The organism is Aeribacillus sp. FSL K6-1305 (assembly GCF_038050115.1).
GTDB lineage: Bacteria > Bacillota > Bacilli > Bacillales > Aeribacillaceae > Aeribacillus > Aeribacillus composti.
This window is the reverse complement of sequence record NZ_JBBOQV010000001.1, coordinates 713,603-734,462: the sequence shown is the minus strand read 5'-3', so window position 1 is coordinate 734,462 and position 20,860 is coordinate 713,603. Positions and strand designations below refer to the sequence as shown.

The 20,860-nt window shown below is 40.6% G+C and carries 16 protein-coding genes and 1 pseudogene; 7 read left to right on the top strand and 10 right to left on the bottom strand.

Annotated features, from left to right (window positions below):
* From NST97_RS03390 to NST97_RS03375, 4 genes are all read right to left on the bottom strand, one after another.
* On the bottom strand, positions 1-1,506 hold the full coding sequence (locus NST97_RS03390) for an alpha-amylase family glycosyl hydrolase (RefSeq protein ID WP_339211497.1): 1,506 nt from the start codon (positions 1,504-1,506) through the stop codon (positions 1-3).
* Positions 1,507-1,609: 103 nt separating this feature from the next.
* Positions 1,610-2,452 carry a sugar ABC transporter permease gene (locus NST97_RS03385; protein WP_012749390.1) on the bottom strand — a complete coding sequence of 281 codons (843 nt, stop codon included), beginning with the start codon at positions 2,450-2,452 and terminating at the stop codon, positions 1,610-1,612.
* On the bottom strand, positions 2,452-3,732 hold the full coding sequence (locus tag NST97_RS03380) for a carbohydrate ABC transporter permease (protein WP_339211495.1): 1,281 nt from the start codon (positions 3,730-3,732) through the stop codon (positions 2,452-2,454). The genes NST97_RS03385 and NST97_RS03380 overlap by 1 nt, the downstream gene beginning before the upstream one ends.
* Positions 3,733-3,796: 64 nt before the next feature.
* The gene (locus tag NST97_RS03375) at positions 3,797-5,071 is read right to left on the bottom strand and encodes a sugar ABC transporter substrate-binding protein (RefSeq protein ID WP_339211493.1); all 1,275 of its coding nucleotides are present in this window, start codon (positions 5,069-5,071) and stop codon (positions 3,797-3,799) included.
* A gap of 256 nt (positions 5,072-5,327) precedes the next feature.
* On the opposite strand from NST97_RS03375, the gene NST97_RS03370 reads away from it, so the two are divergent.
* Positions 5,328-7,094 (top strand): alpha-glycosidase, encoded by a 1,767-nt coding sequence (locus NST97_RS03370; protein ID WP_094245760.1) that lies wholly within the window; start codon positions 5,328-5,330, stop codon positions 7,092-7,094.
* A gap of 34 nt (positions 7,095-7,128) precedes the next feature.
* Here the strand turns inward: NST97_RS03370 and NST97_RS03365 are convergent, their stop codons facing one another.
* Positions 7,129-7,992 (bottom strand): AraC family transcriptional regulator, encoded by an 864-nt coding sequence (locus NST97_RS03365; protein WP_013877336.1) that lies wholly within the window; start codon positions 7,990-7,992, stop codon positions 7,129-7,131.
* Positions 7,993-8,116: 124 nt separating this feature from the next.
* Here NST97_RS03365 and NST97_RS03360 point away from each other — a divergent pair, with 124 nt between their 5' ends.
* Complete coding sequence (locus NST97_RS03360; protein ID WP_341342926.1) at positions 8,117-9,469, top strand: MATE family efflux transporter; 1,353 nt, start codon at positions 8,117-8,119, stop codon at positions 9,467-9,469.
* 654 nt (positions 9,470-10,123) lie between these two features.
* On the opposite strand, the gene asnB is transcribed toward NST97_RS03360, so the two are convergent.
* Positions 10,124-11,986 carry an asparagine synthase (glutamine-hydrolyzing) gene (gene asnB, locus NST97_RS03355; protein ID WP_341342925.1) on the bottom strand — a complete coding sequence of 621 codons (1,863 nt, stop codon included), beginning with the start codon at positions 11,984-11,986 and terminating at the stop codon, positions 10,124-10,126.
* Between the two features lie 305 nt (positions 11,987-12,291).
* On the opposite strand from asnB, the gene NST97_RS03350 reads away from it, so the two are divergent.
* Positions 12,292-12,840 (top strand): DUF2777 domain-containing protein, encoded by a 549-nt coding sequence (locus tag NST97_RS03350; RefSeq protein ID WP_081188621.1) that lies wholly within the window; start codon positions 12,292-12,294, stop codon positions 12,838-12,840.
* A gap of 32 nt (positions 12,841-12,872) precedes the next feature.
* Here NST97_RS03350 and NST97_RS03345 read toward each other — a convergent pair.
* Positions 12,873-15,721 (bottom strand): annotated as a pseudogene (locus tag NST97_RS03345) (EAL domain-containing protein).
* Here NST97_RS03345 and NST97_RS03340 point away from each other — a divergent pair.
* Positions 15,688-15,894, top strand: a complete 207-nt coding sequence (locus NST97_RS03340) for a YheC/YheD family protein (RefSeq protein ID WP_339195746.1) — start codon at positions 15,688-15,690, stop codon at positions 15,892-15,894. The pseudogene NST97_RS03345 and the gene NST97_RS03340 overlap by 34 nt on opposite strands.
* On the opposite strand, the gene NST97_RS03335 is transcribed toward NST97_RS03340, so the two are convergent.
* Positions 15,851-16,255 (bottom strand): hypothetical protein, encoded by a 405-nt coding sequence (locus NST97_RS03335; RefSeq protein ID WP_328268072.1) that lies wholly within the window; start codon positions 16,253-16,255, stop codon positions 15,851-15,853. The genes NST97_RS03340 and NST97_RS03335 overlap by 44 nt on opposite strands.
* Before the next feature lie 103 nt (positions 16,256-16,358).
* On the opposite strand from NST97_RS03335, the gene NST97_RS03330 reads away from it, so the two are divergent.
* The 3 genes from NST97_RS03330 to NST97_RS03320 all read left to right on the top strand — a co-directional run bounded on the left by NST97_RS03330 (position 16,359) and on the right by NST97_RS03320 (position 18,830).
* Positions 16,359-16,547 carry a hypothetical protein gene (locus NST97_RS03330; protein ID WP_012749319.1) on the top strand — a complete coding sequence of 63 codons (189 nt, stop codon included), beginning with the start codon at positions 16,359-16,361 and terminating at the stop codon, positions 16,545-16,547.
* A 99-nt stretch (positions 16,548-16,646) separates the two neighbouring features.
* A complete protein-coding gene (locus tag NST97_RS03325; RefSeq protein WP_205424048.1) occupies positions 16,647-17,549 on the top strand; it encodes a PucR family transcriptional regulator in 903 nt (300 codons plus the stop codon).
* Between the two features lie 168 nt (positions 17,550-17,717).
* The gene (locus NST97_RS03320; protein ID WP_339211489.1) at positions 17,718-18,830 is read left to right on the top strand and encodes an ABC transporter ATP-binding protein; all 1,113 of its coding nucleotides are present in this window, start codon (positions 17,718-17,720) and stop codon (positions 18,828-18,830) included.
* A 50-nt stretch (positions 18,831-18,880) separates the two neighbouring features.
* Here the strand turns inward: NST97_RS03320 and NST97_RS03315 are convergent, their stop codons facing one another.
* The gene (locus tag NST97_RS03315) at positions 18,881-19,123 is read right to left on the bottom strand and encodes a hypothetical protein (protein WP_062753933.1); all 243 of its coding nucleotides are present in this window, start codon (positions 19,121-19,123) and stop codon (positions 18,881-18,883) included.
* A 295-nt stretch (positions 19,124-19,418) separates the two neighbouring features.
* Positions 19,419-20,792, bottom strand: a complete 1,374-nt coding sequence (locus NST97_RS03310) for an IS1380-like element ISGsp2 family transposase (RefSeq protein WP_044899598.1) — start codon at positions 20,790-20,792, stop codon at positions 19,419-19,421.
* Positions 20,793-20,860: the final 68 nt, after the last annotated feature.

The following is a 20,860-nucleotide window of genomic DNA, read 5'->3' as shown; positions in this document are numbered from 1 at the left end:
CTAGATTGTCTGTTTTGACCTTTTCTTTACATAATATAAAAACAACCCAAATAGCACATAAATGGCAATTAACGTTGCAATAAATGGAATATTGAGCCCCGTCTTTTTCGCAAGCACATAAATTTCCGCTGTCTCGCGATTTAAAATGAGATCATATCCGTCGCGATCGCTTCGGACTAAATCTCCTGCCAGCAGTCCGCGTAGTTCTTTTCCCGGGGCAAGTTGATTGTTTGTCAAATGAACCTTTCGTGTTTTTCCGGTATTGTTAATGGCAATGACCGCTGTTTCGTCTTTATACGTCCGCTTAAAGACAGCCATACCGTTTTTTTCATATAACAATGTAAAATCGCCGCGCCGTAGCGATGGTAGCTGTTGGCGCAGTTCCCCTAATTTTTTAATATAATCAATGATTTCCTTGTCAGTACGGAAATTCATTAAGCGACGATTATCCGGATCGTTCCCGCCGTCCATTGCAATTTCTGTTCCATAATACATAATCGGAATGCCCGGTGCAGAGAACAAATACGTTAAACCGAGCTTAATTCTCGTTATTGGATTTTGCTTATTTTCTATCGCAAGTCTTGTAAAACGTACCGTATCATGATTGTCTAAAAATGTTCCAAGCAAATACGGGCGATCGTAAAATGTTTTGTCATACTCCCATACGTCGTAAAGCGGCCGCAACGATTGATCGCGCTTGCTGAACACTTTCGTGATTTCGTTGTAAAGCGGATAATCGACAAACCCGTCGATGCCGTATTTTCCATAGTCGGCAATATAACGCGGGTCATCATTCCATACTTCTCCAAGCAGGAAAAAGTCTTTTTTCACCGATTTCACTTCTTTGGCAAACTCTTGCCAAAACGATTTCGGGACGTGTTTGACTGTATCAAGGCGATAACCGTCAATGTCCGTTTCTTTAATCCACCATTTGGCCATATTGATTAAATAGCGCTTTACTTGTGGATTTTCTTGCGCTAAATCAGGCAGTCCGAACACCCAGCCGTTTTCCACTTGTTGTTGGTCATCCCAGTTAAAAATGTCGTTTTTCTCATGAAACCAATCTTTCTTCGCTGGGTCGTTCAGCCATGGATGGTGGTAGCCGGTATGGTTGGCGACAAAATCCAGAATCACCTTCATGTTGCGTTTATGCGCTTCTTTCACTAACGTTTTTAAATCTTCCATCGTGCCAAAATGCGGATCGACTTTGTAAAAGTCTTGAATCCAATACCCATGATAGCCGCCCGGTTCATTTTTAAAAATCGGTGTCAGCCAAATCGCCGTAAATCCCATATCTTTAATGTAGTCTAGTTTGGCGGTCACTCCTTTTAAATCACCGCCGTGATATCCTTTTGGATCATTGACATTAACGTCTTGGTCATTCGTCGGATCCATGTTGTTAAAGCGGTCGACCATAATAAAATAAATTGCCTCATCTTGCCATGTCCGTTCTTCTTTTTCAGCAGCTTGTACCGGAACCGCACAAAAAAGAAGAAACGGAAGCATAAATAAAGCGAATACTCGATTCCCTATTTCCGCTTCCCCCCTTTATCTCTAGTATCGTTTGACTCATCGGAAAGGGGTAATACCAATTCTATCATAACGGTTATTACCCTTTTGTTCCACCTGCTGTTAAGCCAGAAATTAAATAACGTTGCAAGAATAAGAATACGATGGCAATCGGCGCAGCAATTAAAATAGAACCAGCGGCAAAACGAGTAAAGTTATTGGCAAATCGGTCGCTAATAAAGTTAAACAATCCGACTGCAAGCGTATATTTTTCTGGATCGCGTAAAACGATTGATGGCAATAAGAAATCCGTAAACGGTGCCATAAAATTGAACAGCGCCACAACCGCTAAAATCGGTTTCGCAAGTGGAAGCATAATTCGGAAAAACACAGCCAAATGTCCTGCACCATCAATGCGTGCCGCCTCATCAAGCTCACGTGGAATCGTGTCAAAATACCCTTTAACAAGCCAGGCGTTAAACGGAATTTGCCCACCGACATAAATGAGAATAAGTCCCCATAGAGAGTCTAAAAGCCCAAGCATATTTAGTAAAATATAAAGTGCGACCATCGCCATCAATGACGGAAACATTTGTAGCACAAGAAATAAATATAATCCCATTTTCCGTCCAACAAATTGGTAGCGGGAAAACGCATAAGCAATTAATGCTGTAAAAAAGACAGATAAAATAGAATTGGCAAATGCAACGAATAAGCTATTTTTATACCATAGCAAATAATCACTCTGCGGGCTTGTAAATAACCATTTATAATGTTCCAAAGACGGCTTTTCTGGAATTAACGATGCAGAATATAAGCTCGTTCCCGGATTGAATGACATGCTAATGGTCCAAAGAAGCGGATATGCGATAATAACAAACATAAATGCAATAAATAAATAAATCAACGTGACTTCGATTCGTGATTTTGTTTTTCGACTCATTAAATGTTCCCCTCCTCTTTAAAGGAACGTGTACGTCTAAATTGGTATAAAGCAAAGCCGCCCACAATCAATCCGATAATAATGGAAATCGCTGCAGCCATATTGTAGTTGTTTGTCGTAAACGTTAAATCATATACCCAAGAAATTAAAATATCGGTTCCTCCGGCATTTTGACCACGCACTGCCGGACCGCCATCGTTGAATAAATAAATAATATTAAAGTTATTAAAGTTGCCGGCATACTGCATAATCAATAGCGGAGCCGTCGCATAGAGCACATGCGGCAATGTAATCGAGCGAAACTTTTGCCAGCGAGAAGCTCCGTCGATGTCCGCCGCTTCGTACCAATCGCGGGAAATGCTTTGCAGCACGCCAGTAAATAAGGCAAATACGAACGGGAAGCCTAACCATGTTTGAATCAAAATTAAGGCGACTTTTGTCCAAAACGGGTCGTTCATCCATGGAATCATCACGCCAAATGCGCTTAAAATATCGCGGTTAATCGCTCCGAATTTATCGTTAAACATCGCTGCAAACACGAGAATCGTCACGAACGCTGGAACCGCCCACGGCAAAATTAATACAGTCCGAATGAACCGTTTAAATTTAATGCGCGGGTCATTGACTAAAAGGGCTAAAAATAATCCTAGCGCAATTTGCGAAGTGGTAGCGACAATTGTCCACACAATCGTCCAAGAAAATACGCTGAAAAATGTATTTTGCCAAATTGGCACGGATACTAAGTTTTTAAAGTTTTCAAACCCAACCCAATGCAACAAATGGCGCGGTGGAGAATTATATAAGTTATAATCAGTAAACGCTAGGGATACCATAAAAAGTAGAGGTAGCACGACAATAAATACCAGCATGACAAGACCAGGAGTGACAAATACATATGGGAATCCTTTATCCCAAGCGTTTTTGCAAGATTCGATCAGCGACGGAAACGGTTCTCCACGTTGAAGGCGAAGCGCATCTTTCCGCGCGTCCATAATATTAAAATAGTAAAGAGCGGCCGCAAATGCGATGATAATGACAGAAACTAGACCTTGAATTAACAAGAAAATCGAATGATCGACTTTCGGAATTTCCCCTAATGTAATGAGTCCCCATAATCCAATGTTTAAAAAGTTATAAAACGTCATCAAAAAAGCTGCTTCAATGATAATAAATAAAATCCCTTTGACATAGCGCCGATTGTATAATTGCCCTAAGCCAGCAAAAAGGACCGATAACACAACGGCAACAACCGGATTATGCCGCACCCTTTTTTCAGGCATGTTGTATCCCCCCTATACGTGATAAGAATGGTGGATAGAGAGCTCTATCCACCAAATTATTACGTCATTTTCCACCGCTTGCTGCGATTTTATCTTGAATCGTTTTTACTGCTTCCGTTAATACTGCTTTTGGATCATCACCTTTTGCGATGAATTGTAACGCATTGCCCATTGGATCCCATACTTGTGACATTTGCGGTACGTTTGGCATTGGCTCTCCGTATTGAATTTGCTCTGCAAATCCGGAAATTAATGGGTTATTTTTAATTTTTTCATTTGTTAACGCTTTTTCATTTGCTGGCATTTCACCCGCAACTTCATAGTAATGAAGTGAATTTTCTTCGTTAGTCACAAATTTCATAAAGTCCGTCGCCCATTCTTTGTTCTTCGAATAAGCAGATAACATCCAAGTTTTCACACCGACAAACGATTTTGGATGTTCGCCGTTTTCTAATACTGGAAGTGGAGCAGTCGCTAATTTATCCCCTAACGCATCACGATATGTGGCAATGTTCCATGGGCCACTAATAACCGTCGCTACATTTCCTTTTGTAAATAAGCCGTTCATAATATCTTCGTTAATTTCTTTTGGAATGTATCCATTTTTAAACCAAGATTGAACAAGTTCGGCCCCTTTTACAGCTCCATCATTTGCCAACCCGATATCGCTTGTGTCCACTTTGCCATCTTTGTTATGGAACACGTAGCCTCCATACCCTGCAAAGAATGGATAGACAAAATAGAAGTTTGCTGCTTCCATCAAGAAACCATATTGGTCTTTTGCAGCATTTGTTTTTTCTTTCGCGATTTTCATAAGATCTTCCATCGTTTTCGGAGCTTCAGGTACTAAATCTTTGTTGTAGAATAGACCGTATGTTTCCACGACAAAAGGTACACCATAAGTTTGACCGTCATAAGTAACCGCATCAATTGCTGTTTTGTTATATTCGCTTTTTGCATCGCCAAGATCAACTGGATCAGCTAAACCTTGGAGAACAATGTCACCAATGCGGTCATGCGGCTGGAAAAACACGTCTGGACCTTTTCCTGCCGGACCGTCCAGCGCTATTTTTTTCGCTTGATCAAGCATGTTCACAGCGACCATTTCAATTTTGATTCCTGTTTTCTCTGTGTATTTTTTAAAGATATCGCTTAATGCCTGTTTTTGCTTTTCTTCATCATTTACCCAAACAACTAATTTTTCTGGTTTTTTTACATTTTCTGTTGTAGTTTCCTTTTTGTTTTCTTTCACTTGTTCGGTATCACGCTTTGGACCACACGCAGCCAAAACGCCGATCAGAAGAATCATCACCATAAACAATGAAACAACTTTTTTCATATATCCCCCTCCTAAAAGTTAATTCACTTATAGCGCAATCGCTTGTATTAGGAAATCGTTTGCACAAAACTACAAAAAAAGAGTAAGTTATCCATGAAAACGATTGCACCGCTCACTTTCATTATATCGTCTATTTTTTATTTGACAAGTTTTTTTCAATAAAAATTTGACTTTTTTGTTCAATTATCCTACTCTTTAAGTACAAAAACATATTTATGTGCAAACGATTGCTCTTGTTAAAGGAGTGGCAAAGAAAATGTTGAAAGAAGCCATTTATCATCGTCCAAAAGATAACTTTGCTTATGCGTACAATGAAAAAACGTTACATATTCGCCTTCGTACGAAAAAAAATGATATCGAAACCGTTTACCTTCTTTATGCTGATCCGTATGAATGGGTAAACGGCGTTTGGCAGCTGAACCGTGCTCCCATGGTGAAAAGCGGGTCAGACGATTTGTTTGACTACTGGTTTATTGAAGTTGTTCCTCCATACCGCCGCCTTCGTTACGGGTTTGAATTAACAGCAGGCAGTGAAACGATAGTATATACGGAAAAAGGTTTTTACAACGAGGCACCAACAGATGATACCGCTTACTATTTTTGCTTTCCTTTTTTAAATAAAATCGATGTATTTCATGCGCCCGAATGGGCAAAAGATACGATTTGGTATCAAATTTTCCCGGAGCGCTTTGCAAATGGAAATCCGTCTTTGAATCCAGAGGGAACGCTACCTTGGGGAAGCGAAGAACCGACACCAACAAGTTTTTTCGGCGGCGATTTTGAAGGGATTATACAACACCTTGATTATCTTGTTGAGCTCGGTATTAACGGCATTTATTTTACTCCTATTTTCTATGCGCCATCTAATCATAAATATGATACGATAGATTATTTTGAAATCGATCCACATTTTGGAGATAAACAAACATTTAAAAAACTTGTTGATCTTTGCCATCAAAAAGGAATAAGAGTGATGCTAGATGCAGTATTTAATCATTGCGGTTACTATTTTGCACCGTTTCAAGATGTACTAAAAAATGGTAATAATTCAAAATATAAGGATTGGTTTCATATTCACGAATTTCCGTTACGGACAGTCCCAAGACCAAACTATGATACGTTCGCATTTGTTGAGCAAATGCCAAAGTTAAATACGGAAAATCCTGAGGTAAAGCAGTATTTATTAGATGTAGCAACATATTGGATTCGCGAGTTTGATATCGATGGATGGCGATTAGATGTAGCAAACGAAGTAGACCACCAATTTTGGCGAGAATTCCGTCAAGCGGTGAAAGCAATCAAACCGGATGTTTATATTCTCGGAGAAATTTGGCACGATGCAATGCCATGGCTTCGAGGCGATCAATTTGATGCTGTCATGAATTATCCATTTACGAATGGCGTTATCCGCTTTTTCGCCAAAGACGAAATCCGTGCTGAACAATTTGCTAATATAATTATGAACGTTCTGCATTCTTACCCAGCAAACGTCAATGAAGTCGCTTTTAACTTGCTTGGCAGTCACGATACACCAAGGATTTTAACGACATGTAACAATGACGTACGAAAAGTCAAACTGCTATTTTTATTCCAACTCTCTTTTACCGGTTCTCCATGCATATACTATGGTGACGAAATTGGTATGACAGGTGGGCAAGATCCAGGATGCCGCAAATGTATGATTTGGGATGAAAGTAAACAAAACCGCGATATATTAGAACATGTGAAAAAACTCATTTCGCTTCGCAAGACTCATCCTGCTCTTGGAAGTCGAGGAAATATTACATTTATTGATGCAAATAATGAAACAAATCATTTAATATATACGAAAACATACAAGCACGAAACGATTTTAGTTATGATCAACAATAACAACAAAAATATTGAAGTCACGGTCCCATTGTCTCTTAAAGGAAAACGGCTAACGAACTTATGGACAAACGAGCAATTTGCTGTAGAAGCAAAAACATTGCGTGCAAACATTCCTCCATACGGTTTTCTCCTCTATCAAGTAGAAAATTGATAAAAGGCGAGAAGGAAGTATCCTCTCGCTTTTTTTACATCCGATGCACAGTACGGCGATATTCTGTCGGTGTAACTCCTTCTATTTTTTTGAATAGCCTTGAAAAATAGGCGCCATCTTCAATTCCTGCTCTCTTGGCAATCGCTTCAATCGTTTCATTCGTTTCTGCCAACCATTTTTTTGCTTTTGACAAGCGATAATAATTCAAATATTGCACAAAACTCATGCCAATTGTTTTTTGCATGCAACGGGTAATGTAGTCAGGATGAAATCGTAATGATTGGGCGAGCTGCTGAATCGTAATCGGTTCAGCATAATGCCGTTCGATGTAAGCAACCGCTTCGGCACACACTTTTTCAGAAGCGCTTGGAATATGCAGCTCCTGTTTTTGCAATTGCCAAATGAATTCAACAAAATAGAGTAATTGCTTTAATGAACGATCTGGATCTCTTTCCTCATTCAGCTCGACTAATTGTTGAAGCAATTGTTCGATGCGTTCCCTTTGCTTTACTTTCGCATATTGCCGTATCCAAAAACGATATTGAACCGACTCGACATATGTTGCTTCCCTCTCAATGACATTTTGCCAGCTTAACGACTGTTTTGGAACAATGTCATATCCTCCTTCGATCGTAAAATGAAGCCAAACTAGTTGTGTTTCTTCCGTGCAAGGATAATGCCCGTAATGCTCTCTTCCCGGAATAAGAATAAGATATTCTCCTTCTTTTACAGCAAATTCCTTGTTTTCTTCTGTCATATATAAGCATCCCTTTTTCACATATAACAAATCAAACACAGAAAACGTCCGTCGAAAATGTTTTTGTCCTTTTGGAAATACGCTTTCTGCCCCTTTAATAAAAATCGGAAACGGCGGAAAAGAAAATGTTATGTATTCCATTCCAAACATCCTTTCACATGTCGGAAATATACAAATCAAATCGCTCTTTTCTCTTCTTATTATGCAATAAACTAGATAAACTTGATATAGTTTTAAAGTCGGAATGATTAAAGGAGTTGTCTTGATGAACACCGATCAGAAAAAACTTTCCTTATTTGCGCTGACATGGCCGATTTTTATTGAAACGCTATTATATATGGTCATGGGAAATGCCGATACATTGATGCTAAGCCAGTATTCGGATCACTCTGTTGCCGCTGTCGGCGTAGCGAATCAAATTATTGCTGTGATTATTGTCATGTTTAATTTTATTGCCTTAGCCACTGCCGTCTTAGTGGCGCAATATTTGGGGGCTGAAAGAAAGCAGCATGCAGTGGAAGTTTCGCTCATCTCTATCGCTGTTAACTTTTTGTTCAGCCTTGTACTTAGCAGTGTGCTATTCTTTTTCGGAAAGCCAATTTTATATACGATGAAACTATCGAACCATTTGCTTACAGAGGCGAACGACTATTTAATGATCGTCGGCGGATTTTTATTTATTCAAGCGCTCATTATGACCATTGGAGCTATATTAAAAAGCTATGGTTTTACCCGTGAAACGATGTACGTAACCATCGGCATGAACATACTGAATGTGATTGGCAACTACTTATTTATTTTTGGACCGTTCGATTTTCCAGTATTAGGAGTAAAAGGGGTGGCAATCTCGACAACCGTCAGCCGTCTCATCGGATTGATCGTTATCTTTTCTTTATTATTGAAACGGACAAAAATGCCATTTTCATTATCTGTTCTTCGTTCTTTGCCATTTCATCATATCCGGGATCTATTGAAAATCGGAATTCCATCCGCTGGAGAACACTTGGCGTACAATACGGCGCAAATGCTTATTACGTATTTTATTACTTGGCTTGGAGCAGAAGCGTTGACAACGAGAGTATATACGCAAAATATTATGATGTTTGTTTTTTTATTTGGCATTGCGATAAGTCAAGGGTCGCAAATTCTTGTCGGCCATCTCGTCGGGGCCGGACGCTATACAGAAGCATATACACGTTGTTTAAAAAGTTTGCGCAGCGCCATCGTCATCTCGATCACGATGGCATCGATTAGTTTCATTTTCTCAAGACAGCTGCTTTCATTGTTTACAGATAATGAACAAATTATCGAAACAGGCCGATTGCTTCTCTTATTGACAATAGTATTAGAGCCCGGACGTTCGTTTAATCTCGTTATCATTAGTTCACTGCGAGCAGCTGGAGATGTTAAATTTCCAGTATATATGGGGATATTGTCCATGTGGGGCGTTAGTGTTGCCATTTCCTATTTTCTCGGTATTGAGGCTGGTTTAGGACTGATTGGGGTATGGATTTCCTTTATTGCTGATGAATGGCTGCGTGGATTGCTGATGTTATGGCGTTGGCGTTCGAAAGTGTGGATGAGAAAATCACTTATACCAAGCATAGAAACTGCATAGACAAAAAGAGCTGCGACAAAGGCAGCTCTTATTCTTGTGCGCCCGGCATGGGTGTAATCTATAGGGTGAAAGTCCCGAGCTGCGAAGGCAGAAGTAGCAGTTAGCTTAACGCAAGGGTGTCCGTGGTGACGCGGAATCTGAAGGAAGCGAGCGGCAAACTTTGGGTCTCTCGGAACACGAACTTCATATGAGGCTAGGTATCACTGGGTGAGTTTGCAAGACAAAACAAAGCCCTTTCTGCCGAAGGTGATACAGAGTAAATGAAGCAGATGGATGGAAGGAAAGATTACACTCTTACCCGGGGAGGTCTGGCGGATATGTGAAGTACGCTTCATAACCTACTTAGTGATAAGTAGCTGAACCGTCAGAAGTCAGCAGAGGTCATAGTATTAGTTGGTCTAGAACAACTAAGAAGGACCGAACAATTAAGAGAGAATAGCCCTTGGCATTCAGTGAGTCATGATGAACACAGAAAACGTAGTACCTCACTTGAGGGAGGAAGCGGTGAATCCCGTGGGAGATCTCTTGGAGGGTGGAGTGACCACTGGCATAAAGAGAACAGCTATTCACGGAAGTTATAAAGACTTGCGTCAATTATCTTAATTGAACCGCCGTATACGGAACCGTACGTACGGTGGTGTGAGAGGACGGGAGTTAATCGCTCCCTCCTACTCGATTTATGGTAATGCCGTATTTTTGGAACCAAACATGCACTTGGCCAAGATACGCCAATAGTTGTGGTCCTGTCATTAACTGTCCAAACCAAGGCGCTTGGAATGATTTTCCTTCTGTTTCCACTAACTCTTCTATTTTTTTCGCATCAAAAAATTCATAAAGAATCGATGAGCGGTCGTGCAATAATTCTTTTACCCAATTTTTTACTAGCTTCGTATAAAGCGGATGGTGGGTTTTCGGATACGGGCTTTTTTTGCGATATAACACTTCCTCTGGTAAAATTCCTTCCAATGCCTTGCGCAAAATGCCTTTTTCGCGGTTGCCGTACATTTTCATCTCCCAAGGAATATTCCAAACATATTCTACTAACCGATGATCGGCAAACGGCACGCGAACTTCCAAACTCGCGCCCATACTCATGCGGTCTTTTCGATCCAAAAGCGTTGTCATAAACCAAATCATGTTCAAATAAAACAATTCGCGCCGCTTCGCATCTTCCGCACTTTCCCCTTCCAGTCTTGGAACCTCCGCGATCGTTTCACCAAAGCGCTTTTGTACATATTCATCCAGCTGCAATTTCTTTCTCCAATCTTCTTTTAATAAATCCATCCGTGCCTCTGTCGAACGCATCCAAGGGAATCCGTTCCGCGCTAAATCGTCAGGACGGTGAAACCATGGGTAGCCGCCAAAAATTTCGTCCGCACATTCCCCGGATAAACTAACGACAAAATCTTTTCTTATTTCTTTGCAAAACCATAGCAACGAAGAGTCCACATCCGCCATGCCTGGGACATCACGGACGATCACCGCTTCCTGTAAATGATGAAACAAATCTTCCTGACTAATGACACAATGATGATGGACGGTTTGGAATGTTTTTGACATTAGTTCAATCCAAGGCGCATCGGCATTTGGCTGAAAATCATTTGCTTTGAAATATTGGTCGTTCCCTTCGTAATCAATAGAATACGTATGAAGCTGTCCTTTTCCTTCTTTCGCAAACACCGTTGCGGCAATGGCGGTAATGGAACTCGAATCAATCCCGCCGGATAAAAAAGTGCAGACAGGAACATCGGAAACAAGCTGGCGCGTAACAGCATCAATAAGAAGAAAACGCAATTTTTCCACCGTCTCATCCAGCGAGTCTCTATGCACATCGCTTTGCACATTCCAGTAGCGCCATACTCTTATCCCTTCGCGGGAAAACTTTAACGCGTGCGCCGGGCGCAATTCTTTCATTCCGCGAAACACGCCATGCCCTGGTGTCCGTGACGGACCTAATCCAAACACTTCTGCTAGTCCTTCATAGTCCACTTCTGCTTTTACTTCCGGATGTGCCAAAATTGCTTTCATTTCTGAGCCAAATAAAAGACTATCATGGACATGCCGATAAAAAAGCGGCTTCACGCCAAGTCGGTCCCGCGCTAAAAATAGCTGTTCGCGCTGTTCATCCCAAATCGCAAAAGCAAAAATTCCGTTAAAATAATCAACACAGTGCTCTTTCCACTCTATATAAGCGTTTAATAATACTTCCGTATCCGAATGCCCTTGGAATGTATACCCCTTTTTTAATAGTTCTTTACGAATGTCTTCTGTATTATATAATTCTCCGTTATAACAAACGGTATAACGATACCCATTTTTCATTCTTGTCATCGGCTGTTTGCCGCCTGCTGGGTCGACCACGATAAGCCGCTTATGTCCAAATGCGGCATGTTCGCTAAACCAAGCATTTGTATCGTCAGGTCCACGTTTCGCTAATGTTTCTGTCATTTTAGAGATAATCTCTTTTTCCATTCGCAAGTCGCGCTGAAAATCAACCCAACCGGTGATACCACACATACGAACCAATCCTTTCTTGATAGATAACAAAAAAGCTATTTTTAACATAACACGTCTCGAACGCCATACCTTTTCTTTTCCTTAGCTAAGCCAAGCTATCTCGCGCTTGAGGGATTTTATCATAGTTCTTCCCGCCTTCGCTTTCTTTTTAACCTTCGCTTTCTTTTTAATTTGGCATTCTCCGTATTGGCATGATTCCATTTTATGCAGCACCTCTCATTTCGATGAATTGTCCGATTGTAAGAACGATGTGAATAAATGGAAGACAATTTGGCAAAACAGGAAATAAAGGAGGAGGAGGAAAAGTGAACATCGAACATCGTCTTCAATGCATAAATGAACAAAAACGAGCTTATATACAAGGAACGATTGAATTCGTAAACGACGAGTGGATCTTTTTTGATGAAGAAGATGAGGAAGCATCATTACTTGAGGAAATGACAGAAGGAAATATAGAGATTTTCCGCCATGGTCATTGGATGTGCGGCCAATTACAAAAAGACGGGATGGTCGATATAGGGATCGAAGTTTTCCCTCTTCAAAGCGGCGAACACGTCCGTTTTCGAAAGCGGCTTCCATACGCTTATCAACAATGGCTCGAATCGCTTTCGGATAAAACGTTTTTTCATTTTGTACAGTGGCTAAATGAACTCGGCTTTTCTTTATACGATTGTTTATACTGCTATAATGGATTGTTATTTAAAAAATATTCTGGTGTTAATTTTATTATTTATGATAATACTGAATTCATTAGCAACGTCCAACATTACTATGAGCGTGGAGATACATATAAAGACCGCTTTGAAATCACATTTAATACCGGAAAACGGTTTATTTGCGCGCACATCGGATAATGGGGAAAGAGTTGTTTTCTTTCCCCAATTCTCTATTTGTGGCTTACCGTCATATATGTTGACAATTCTTCTGCGGTTACCGGACGATACAATGCATATCCTTGTGCGTGATGGCAATGCAGCATTTTTAACAATTCCAGCTGCTCGACCGTTTCCACCCCTTCGGCTACTGTTTTTAGCCCTAATCCGTGCCCCATCGTAATAATTGCCTTTACGATCGCGATATCCGAAGAATTTGTATGCATTTTCTCAACAAATGAACGATCAATTTTTAATATGTTTACTGGTAAATTTTTTAAATAACTAAAAGAAGCGTATCCACTTCCAAAATCATCAATAGCAATACCGACACCGAGCTGCTGTAATTCTTTCATTACTTGAATACTGTAATGAAGATTACGAAGCATAGAGTTCTCCGTTAATTCTAAATGTAAGCAATTTGGGGAGAGCTGCGATTGCTCTAGCGCCTGTTTTACATCATCAATAAAGCCTTCATGCTGAAATTGTCTCGCCGACACATTCACAGAAACGAAGAGTTGTTGATTCCATAATTGCTGCCATTTTTTTGTTTGTTTGCAAGCCGTTACTAATACCCATCTTCCAATTTCATGAATGAGCCCCGTCTCTTCTGCTAGTGAAATAAATTCATTCGGTCTAACAAGTCCTAGCTTTGGATGGCGCCAACGAATTAATGCTTCGTTTCCGACAATAACACCTTTATGTATATCAATAATCGGCTGATAGCATAGAAAAAATTCTTGATTTTCCAGTGCTTTTCGCAAATATCTTTCCATCTCTAAACGGTATAACGTTTCTTCATTCATTTTTGCAGAATAAAATTGTATTCGATTTCCCCCACTCTGTTTTGCTCTATTTAGGGCGATATCAGCACTTTTGAGCAATGAATGTTTATCCACACCATCGTTTGGATAGAAGCTGATTCCAATACTTATAGTGATAAAAAATTCTTTGTTTTCATATACAATCGGCTTCATCACTTCTTTTGAAATGTGCGCTGCTGTTTTAAACACTCCTTCTGAATCGGTGCGCTCTGTTAAAAGTAAACAAAACTTATCCCCATGAAACCTTCCTAAATACGCTCCAGCTGGCAAAACATGCTGAATGCGCTGAACGACTTGTTTTAAAATTTCATCTCCCGCATAATGCCCTATACTATCGTTAACTAGCTTAAAACGGTCTAAATCGATGAATACGACTGCTAGCTTCCTATTTTTTTGCTTCGCCTTTTCTAACTGTTCATCGATGATTTCCATAAACTTTGTCCGGTTTGGAAGATGGGTATCCGGGTCATAATACGCTAAATATGAAATTTTTTCTTCCGCTTTTTTTGTTCGGTAATATCTCTTCCAATCCCGTAAATGCCTACTTTTTTCCCATCAACGATAATTGGAACGTTTTTAATTTGGAATAATAATGTTTCCCCTGATTTTGTAGGAATCTCCAAATTATAATATTGAATTTTTCCACGCAAAGCTCGATAAAAATGTCTGCTAACACGAGGTACATCATTCGGATGCATGTATTTTAAAGCGTTCGTATGTAAAATTTCCTCTTTTGTGTAACCTAGAATTTTCTCGAAAGCGGGATTCACGTTCGTAAAATTCCCATGTAAATCAGTAGAATATACAATATCTGTATTATGTTCAAAAAGTGATTGTGATATTTGTACATGAACGCGAAGCCTCTCCATTTCTCGAGAGGAGGTGGACATTAAATTCGCTAGCGTCATCACCCCTTGAAACATCTCAGGAATAGATAAAGAAACGGAAGCACTGCTATTCTCTCCGTTCTGATTTCCCTCCGATAACGCAAGCATGCTAAAAGTGGCTGAACGTATATCTCTATCCTTGATCACCAGTTCTACAAATATAAATGGCGTAAAAGTAGGAGCAACTTGCTCCAGCGTTGTCGTTATTTGCTCTAGCACTGGATATGCATAGCCTTGTACGGCGATGCTACGATAGAAAAAAATCGCTTCCGTGTATTTTTTCGTCAATTTGTTTAATTCATCGGATATAGTCCAAACCAATGACGTTAAATGAACGTAGCTAAACTTAACCTTCTCCCCTTGATGGACGTAACCGTTTAGTTCAATAGAACCATCCTCATTTACTTTAACGATGGATAAACATTCTTTATGGCCATTTTTCTCAATAATGAACGGAAATTCCGCTCCGGAAAAAGGCAATCGATCGATAAATTCCTTTCCTAAATAACGTTGCAGCAATTTTATTGCTTTTTTTCCATCAAGCTCGTATAACTTATTTCCGCTGCATTTCGTTATTCGAAAAGCAGTGCCAACTGGTTCCCATAAAAACGGATGTGATGATTGAACACGAAAAGAAGAACCGTTAAAACTAATTGCCAGCATACCGCCAGTGACAAATCCTTCATGCGAAAACAAACGCTCTCCTTCATTAATTCGCCCGGCAATCACAACCGTTTTTTCATTTGCTAGTGGTATATGGCGAATAAGGGAATGAAGATTGCTATTCTGGTCAGTAAATAAAAGAAGAAGATTTGTTTCTTCCGTTATAAGCGTATCCGAAATATATGTTACAAGCTCAAGTTCATTTGCAAATTCTTCGTATGATAATAAAACAGAGTGAACGCTAACTTTTTCGAACACAGTAAAACATATAAAAAATTTGTCATCGAAACCAAAATGTTCGCCGTATGTGACGCCAAATAGCTGCGCTTGTGGAAGATAACGCTGAAGCAACCCAATCATTTTCCGAAGTTCAAGCTGATCGACTTTATTGGCTGCAACTTGTACAAAAATATGTTCATATTGGGCAAGGTGGTGCTGTGCGATAAAGTCATACAATTCTTCTGTATTATGACAATGTAGACGGTACATGTCGTTTTATTGGCGAGTTTTCCGCGGATATTGGCCTTAGCAAAGATGGACAATTGTACATGTACGAACTGAACGCCAAACCGATGATTTTCGACGAACCGGACATTCAACATCATGGTGCCAAACAGCTTATCTCCCTATTTGATGAATTAGCTGGTTTTTTATCATCGTAAAAAATAGCTGGCTATATTGAATGGCCTGCTGTAATGAGTGATCTGCCGCTTTTTGTGCAGCTCCCGATAACATCTCACTTGCTTTTCGACACAACATTCCTTTTTTTAATTCATTGGAACAAAGCGCATACAACAGTTCGGAAACCGAAGCTGTTACGATCTTTTCACTGTCGCTTTCTTCATATGCCCCGGCAAGTAAATAGTGAATATATTGCCATAGCTTATATTGACGTGTTATATCCTCTAAATACAGAATAAATTGTTGTTTCCACGTTTCATCGCTCACTATTTCTGCCATCTGTTCTGCTAGTTGCGTTGATGTTCTTGTTATGTACAGCAGTTGTTTCACCGTGCGTATCATTGTGTTCCCTCCTTGCTTGTCCTGCTTTTTGACATATATATGATGAATACGAATAATCTATGCTTTTATAATACAAACTACAAAAAACAAGGAGGGACGCATTATGACGGAACGAAACAAACGGAATTATCAAGATTCCCAATATGAAGGACGCGATGAACACTATATGGATATCGACCGTATGATCAATGAGGGATTGGCAGGGGGCTATGTCCATGGCCACGGTGATGCCGTAAACATCGAGGAAGCGCGCGACTTAGCAAAAGAAGAACCTCCTCATGAAACAACGTAGCCATTCAAAAACCGATTTTCCTTTTTATTGGGAAAATCGGTTTTTCTTTTTGTATAATAAGTGAAAGGAATCATTCAGATGTAGAAAGGAAACATCGCCATGCTCAAACAGCTAAAATCCTACTATAAGGATGCAATCGTCATTAATGAACAAGTAGCCGACACTGATGCATATGAATGGTTTTATACAAAAGATGGAGATAAAATTGGAATTTGCAAACAACGTCTATCGAAACAGGAAAAACAGCTATTATCGATTTTTCTCACGCCGATTCCCGATGTCAGCCGTACGATTAGCGATGAAGAAATGGCGTGGCATCGTTGGGTCACGCATGGAGATTCAACGTTGCTGCAGCATTTTTCCTCCCACTCCCCGTATTATCGCTTTATTCATTTTTTCATAAAAGGTTCTGTTGTCAACAAAGATGATTTTTTCGATGTCATCAGCGGGTTGTTTTCCGAACATATTATTATCGTTTGGGAACACGACTACCGAGGTGTCATTATTGAAAAAAAACAAAAACCAACCCTAGATCCTTTGCCGTTTGCTGAAATTATTGATACATTATCTACCGATTTTTATATCACCATTCATCTATTTATCGGGCACATCCATCCATATGGTGACCATCTTTATGAATTATTTTGCCACGAAAAACAATGTTTCCAGCTAGCACAAACGTATATGCCAACACAAACGGTATATCAGATGGAAGATGTGATTCCGCTATTGCTTATCCATGGTTCCTCGGAACTTGAAATGATCAAGAAGTCGCTTCCTTTTCTCGAAACATTGGATGACGAGTCACTTCATATCATCAAAACGTTTTTTCAATGCAATCTAAACGTTTCCTTAGCGGCAAAAAAGTTATATATGCACCGCAACAGTTTACAATATCGCATTGATAAATTTATTGAAAAAACAGGAATCGATATTAAACATTTTAAAGGAGCTGTCGCTGTGTATTTAGCAATATTATTACAGCAATATGCGGACAATTGAACTACAGTAAAGCCAGGATCACCATACGAGGCAAGCGCATAGTCCGTCTATTCGTCATCTTGCCTGAAATCTCCCTCTTTTTTTGTGCATGTTGTCCATTTACGAATTCTGCTATTTTCGGTACGCTTAAAGCAGTTGAAAACGTTTTCTAATAGGGGGAGTGAGAATATGGCAGAGCTTCGTTTAGAGCACATTTATAAAATTTACGATAACAACGTAATCGCTGTAAAAGATTTTAACCTACATATTAAAGATAAGGAATTTATCGTCTTTGTCGGTCCATCCGGCTGCGGCAAATCGACAACATTGCGAATGATTGCCGGTCTTGAGGAAATTTCAAAAGGCGACTTATATATTGACGGCAAGCGCATGAATGATGTCGCGCCAAAAGACCGCGATATTGCGATGGTATTCCAAAACTACGCGCTTTATCCGCATATGAGCGTTTACGATAACATGGCGTTTGGCTTAAAATTACGGAAATTCCCAAAAGCAGAAATCGAACGCCGCGTCCGCGAAGCAGCGCGCATTCTTGGCCTTGAGCAATACTTAGATCGCAAGCCAAAAGCGCTTTCTGGCGGCCAACGACAACGGGTGGCATTAGGACGCGCCATCGTCCGCGACGCAAAAGTATTTCTAATGGACGAACCGCTTTCGAACTTGGATGCAAAACTTCGTGTGCAAATGCGTTCCGAAATCGCTAAATTACATCAGCGTTTAGAAACAACAACGATTTACGTCACACATGATCAAACGGAAGCGATGACAATGGCAACACGGCTTGTTGTCATGAAAGATGGTGTCATCCAGCAAGTCGGCACACCGAGGGAAGTATATGAAAAACCAGAAAATATTTTCGTCGGTGGCTTTATCGGCTCTCCAGCGATGAACTTCTTAAAAGGAACATTGCAAGATGGCAAGTTTGTCATTGGTAATATTACTATTAGCGTTCCAGAAGGAAAAATGAAAGTGCTTCGTGACCAGGGCTATATTGGTAAAGAAGTCATTTTAGGCATTCGCCCAGAAGACATCCATGATGAACCACTCTTCCTTGAAGCATCGCCAAATACGAAAATTACCGCCCGCGTTGAGGTAGCCGAGCTGCTTGGTGCAGAATCGATGATTTATTCCAATATTAATGGACAAGAATTTGTCGCACGCATCGATGCCCGCACAGAAATCAAGCCAGGCCACCAATTAGACCTTGCCTTAGATATGAACAAAGCACACTTTTTCGATATCGAAACGGAAAAACGAATCCTTTCTGCGGATGAAAAATAACGATATCGTTCCCCAAAATATTGCACAGGCTCTAGCGATGATGCTAGAGCCTATTCTTTAATAAACCGCACTTCTTCGTGACAGCAATGCAGACAATAAAAAAGATGCACACATTCGTGCCGAATCAATGTCTTCGGATACCCATCGACCAATTTCATCATATCAATATCCATATACGGGCTGTAATCATCAAAATAATCCGTAATTTTTCCTTGATCCACCATTTGCTTCTGACAGCGCGAACAATGCACTGCCACATTACGTAATCCGTTGCATAGCGGGCAAATGTTCATGATGTTTCCTCCTACTAAAACAATACCTTATTTTACATATTCCCTAATATCCTCAACCATAAAACGTCAAAAATTACCATAAAAAAATCCTGAATCCGTGATGAATTGAAATCGACTTTGATTTTGTTGTAATTTTGATGGATTGATAATCCATAAAACCCCTTTTATGCTTATGACCTATGTCATCTCTATTTCCGAAAATGGAACAAATCTCTTTTTTAGGTATACGAACCAAAAAAATAGACAAAAAAGCACAGGGAGTGACGTTGGACATCAGTTCCCGAACATTCGTTCGTTATCTTGCCTCTCTCCATTTCTGATAGACGTTCAGTAGGGGCTCGCTATAGCCACTCCTTCGCGTCAGTTTCATCCAGATCTGTCGTGATCGACGGACGAGTCGCCCTGCCATCGTGATCACCGTCTGAATAATCGTCTTGATGCGGCGGCGTTTCACTTTGTGGTGCAACGGATGTCTCGGATCGCTTAATAGATCTTGTCCAATCAGACGAAGAAGATTGTAAACGAAGGCTCCCATGACCAACACGAGCGCATTCGTTTTCATCTTCCCAGATGGAAGCCGCTCTAAATCTAAGTCGCTCTTCAGTTCGCTATGAAACTGTTCGCATGTCGCATGGTCATGATACAACGCGAGCACATCGCTCATTCGAACATGCTCGTATCCTTTGAGCCGCACCCAATAGCTTTCCACTTCATAATCAGGAACGAGCATCAGCTGTCCATTGCGTTCCATCGTCCGTTCCGTCACTTGGGTGACTTGAACGTACGTATACGTGTTCCCATCGATCGCTGCCTTCTGTGGAAGGCATAGCTCATAGGTTTGTACTCCTTCGCTTTGTCCATCATCGACACGTTTGCCCTTTTGCGAAGCGATCTGGAACCAAAGCGCTTTCGATTCTCGGCGTAAGTTTCGCTTGATGACAAAGTCCACGTCTTCCTTTAGGCATACGTGCACATTCGCTTCTGCATCGTTTCCTGCATCCATGCGAACAAGCAGACGAGATGAAGTCAGTTGACGAGCTCGACGGATAGCGGTGACTAAAAACGAGGGCATGTTGTCTTGCACATGTTGTTTCCCTGGACGCAACTCGGCATGAACGAGATACCCTTCCTTCCCTGCATACGCAAACAACGGTGTAAAACCGTCAAATCCTTTATACGTTCGACTGACTCCTTCTTTTTTCGTATCGGAGTTGTCAAATGGGGAACCATCTATATCAAGGGGAAGCCATGTCGTCTTTCCTTTGGTCCAACAAGGGGACAAAGTGGCATGTCGTTGAATCAACAGACGTATGGACTCCTCCCAAAGAATCGTTTCGGTCATCGGAAGACAAGCGAGCTGATCGAGTCGTTGTCGCAAGGTTGGAGAGGAAGGCACGTGCTGAATCCCCATCGATGCCGAAAAGATATCGTCCTGACGATACGCTTCGATATGATCGAAATCCGTTTTTCCTGTGGCAAGCAAGCCAATCATCGAGCGAATGACATCGCTATGGGAAATGTGCACTTCTCGACGAACCGTTGGAAGCCGAAGTGCGTTTACCCGTTTATCCAGTTTCGTTCGATGGAGTAAGTAGCCAACGAGAGCAAGCCCAGCACTTGGGGTAATCGCTTCATCTGTCAATACAAACCGAATCGGGAAATCTTTCATCACATCACCTACTTGATGAAGAATCGTCAACGTCGTTTTCCCTTATCGTATCAACGGTTTGCGACCAT

Excerpts from the sequence above, each read along its gene's own strand:
- NST97_RS03360 (WP_341342926.1), top strand. The coding sequence starts at position 8,117 with ATGAACACCGATCAGAAAAAACTTTCCTTATTTGCGCTGACATGGCCG.
- NST97_RS03370 (WP_094245760.1), top strand. The coding sequence starts at position 5,328 with ATGTTGAAAGAAGCCATTTATCATCGTCCAAAAGATAACTTTGCTTAT.
- NST97_RS03320 (WP_339211489.1), top strand. The coding sequence starts at position 17,718 with ATGGCAGAGCTTCGTTTAGAGCACATTTATAAAATTTACGATAACAAC.
- NST97_RS03315 (WP_062753933.1), bottom strand. The coding sequence starts at position 19,123 with ATGAACATTTGCCCGCTATGCAACGGATTACGTAATGTGGCAGTGCAT.
- asnB (WP_341342925.1), bottom strand. The coding sequence starts at position 11,986 with ATGTGTGGTATCACCGGTTGGGTTGATTTTCAGCGCGACTTGCGAATG.
- NST97_RS03375 (WP_339211493.1), bottom strand. The coding sequence starts at position 5,071 with ATGAAAAAAGTTGTTTCATTGTTTATGGTGATGATTCTTCTGATCGGC.
- NST97_RS03335 (WP_328268072.1), bottom strand. The coding sequence starts at position 16,255 with ATGATACGCACGGTGAAACAACTGCTGTACATAACAAGAACATCAACG.
- NST97_RS03380 (WP_339211495.1), bottom strand. The coding sequence starts at position 3,732 with ATGCCTGAAAAAAGGGTGCGGCATAATCCGGTTGTTGCCGTTGTGTTA.
- NST97_RS03310 (WP_044899598.1), bottom strand. The coding sequence starts at position 20,792 with ATGAAAGATTTCCCGATTCGGTTTGTATTGACAGATGAAGCGATTACC.
- NST97_RS03325 (WP_205424048.1), top strand. The coding sequence starts at position 16,647 with ATGCTCAAACAGCTAAAATCCTACTATAAGGATGCAATCGTCATTAAT.
- NST97_RS03390 (WP_339211497.1), bottom strand. The coding sequence starts at position 1,506 with ATGCTTCCGTTTCTTCTTTTTTGTGCGGTTCCGGTACAAGCTGCTGAA.
- NST97_RS03365 (WP_013877336.1), bottom strand. The coding sequence starts at position 7,992 with ATGGAATACATAACATTTTCTTTTCCGCCGTTTCCGATTTTTATTAAA.
- NST97_RS03385 (WP_012749390.1), bottom strand. The coding sequence starts at position 2,452 with ATGAGTCGAAAAACAAAATCACGAATCGAAGTCACGTTGATTTATTTA.
- NST97_RS03330 (WP_012749319.1), top strand. The coding sequence starts at position 16,359 with ATGACGGAACGAAACAAACGGAATTATCAAGATTCCCAATATGAAGGA.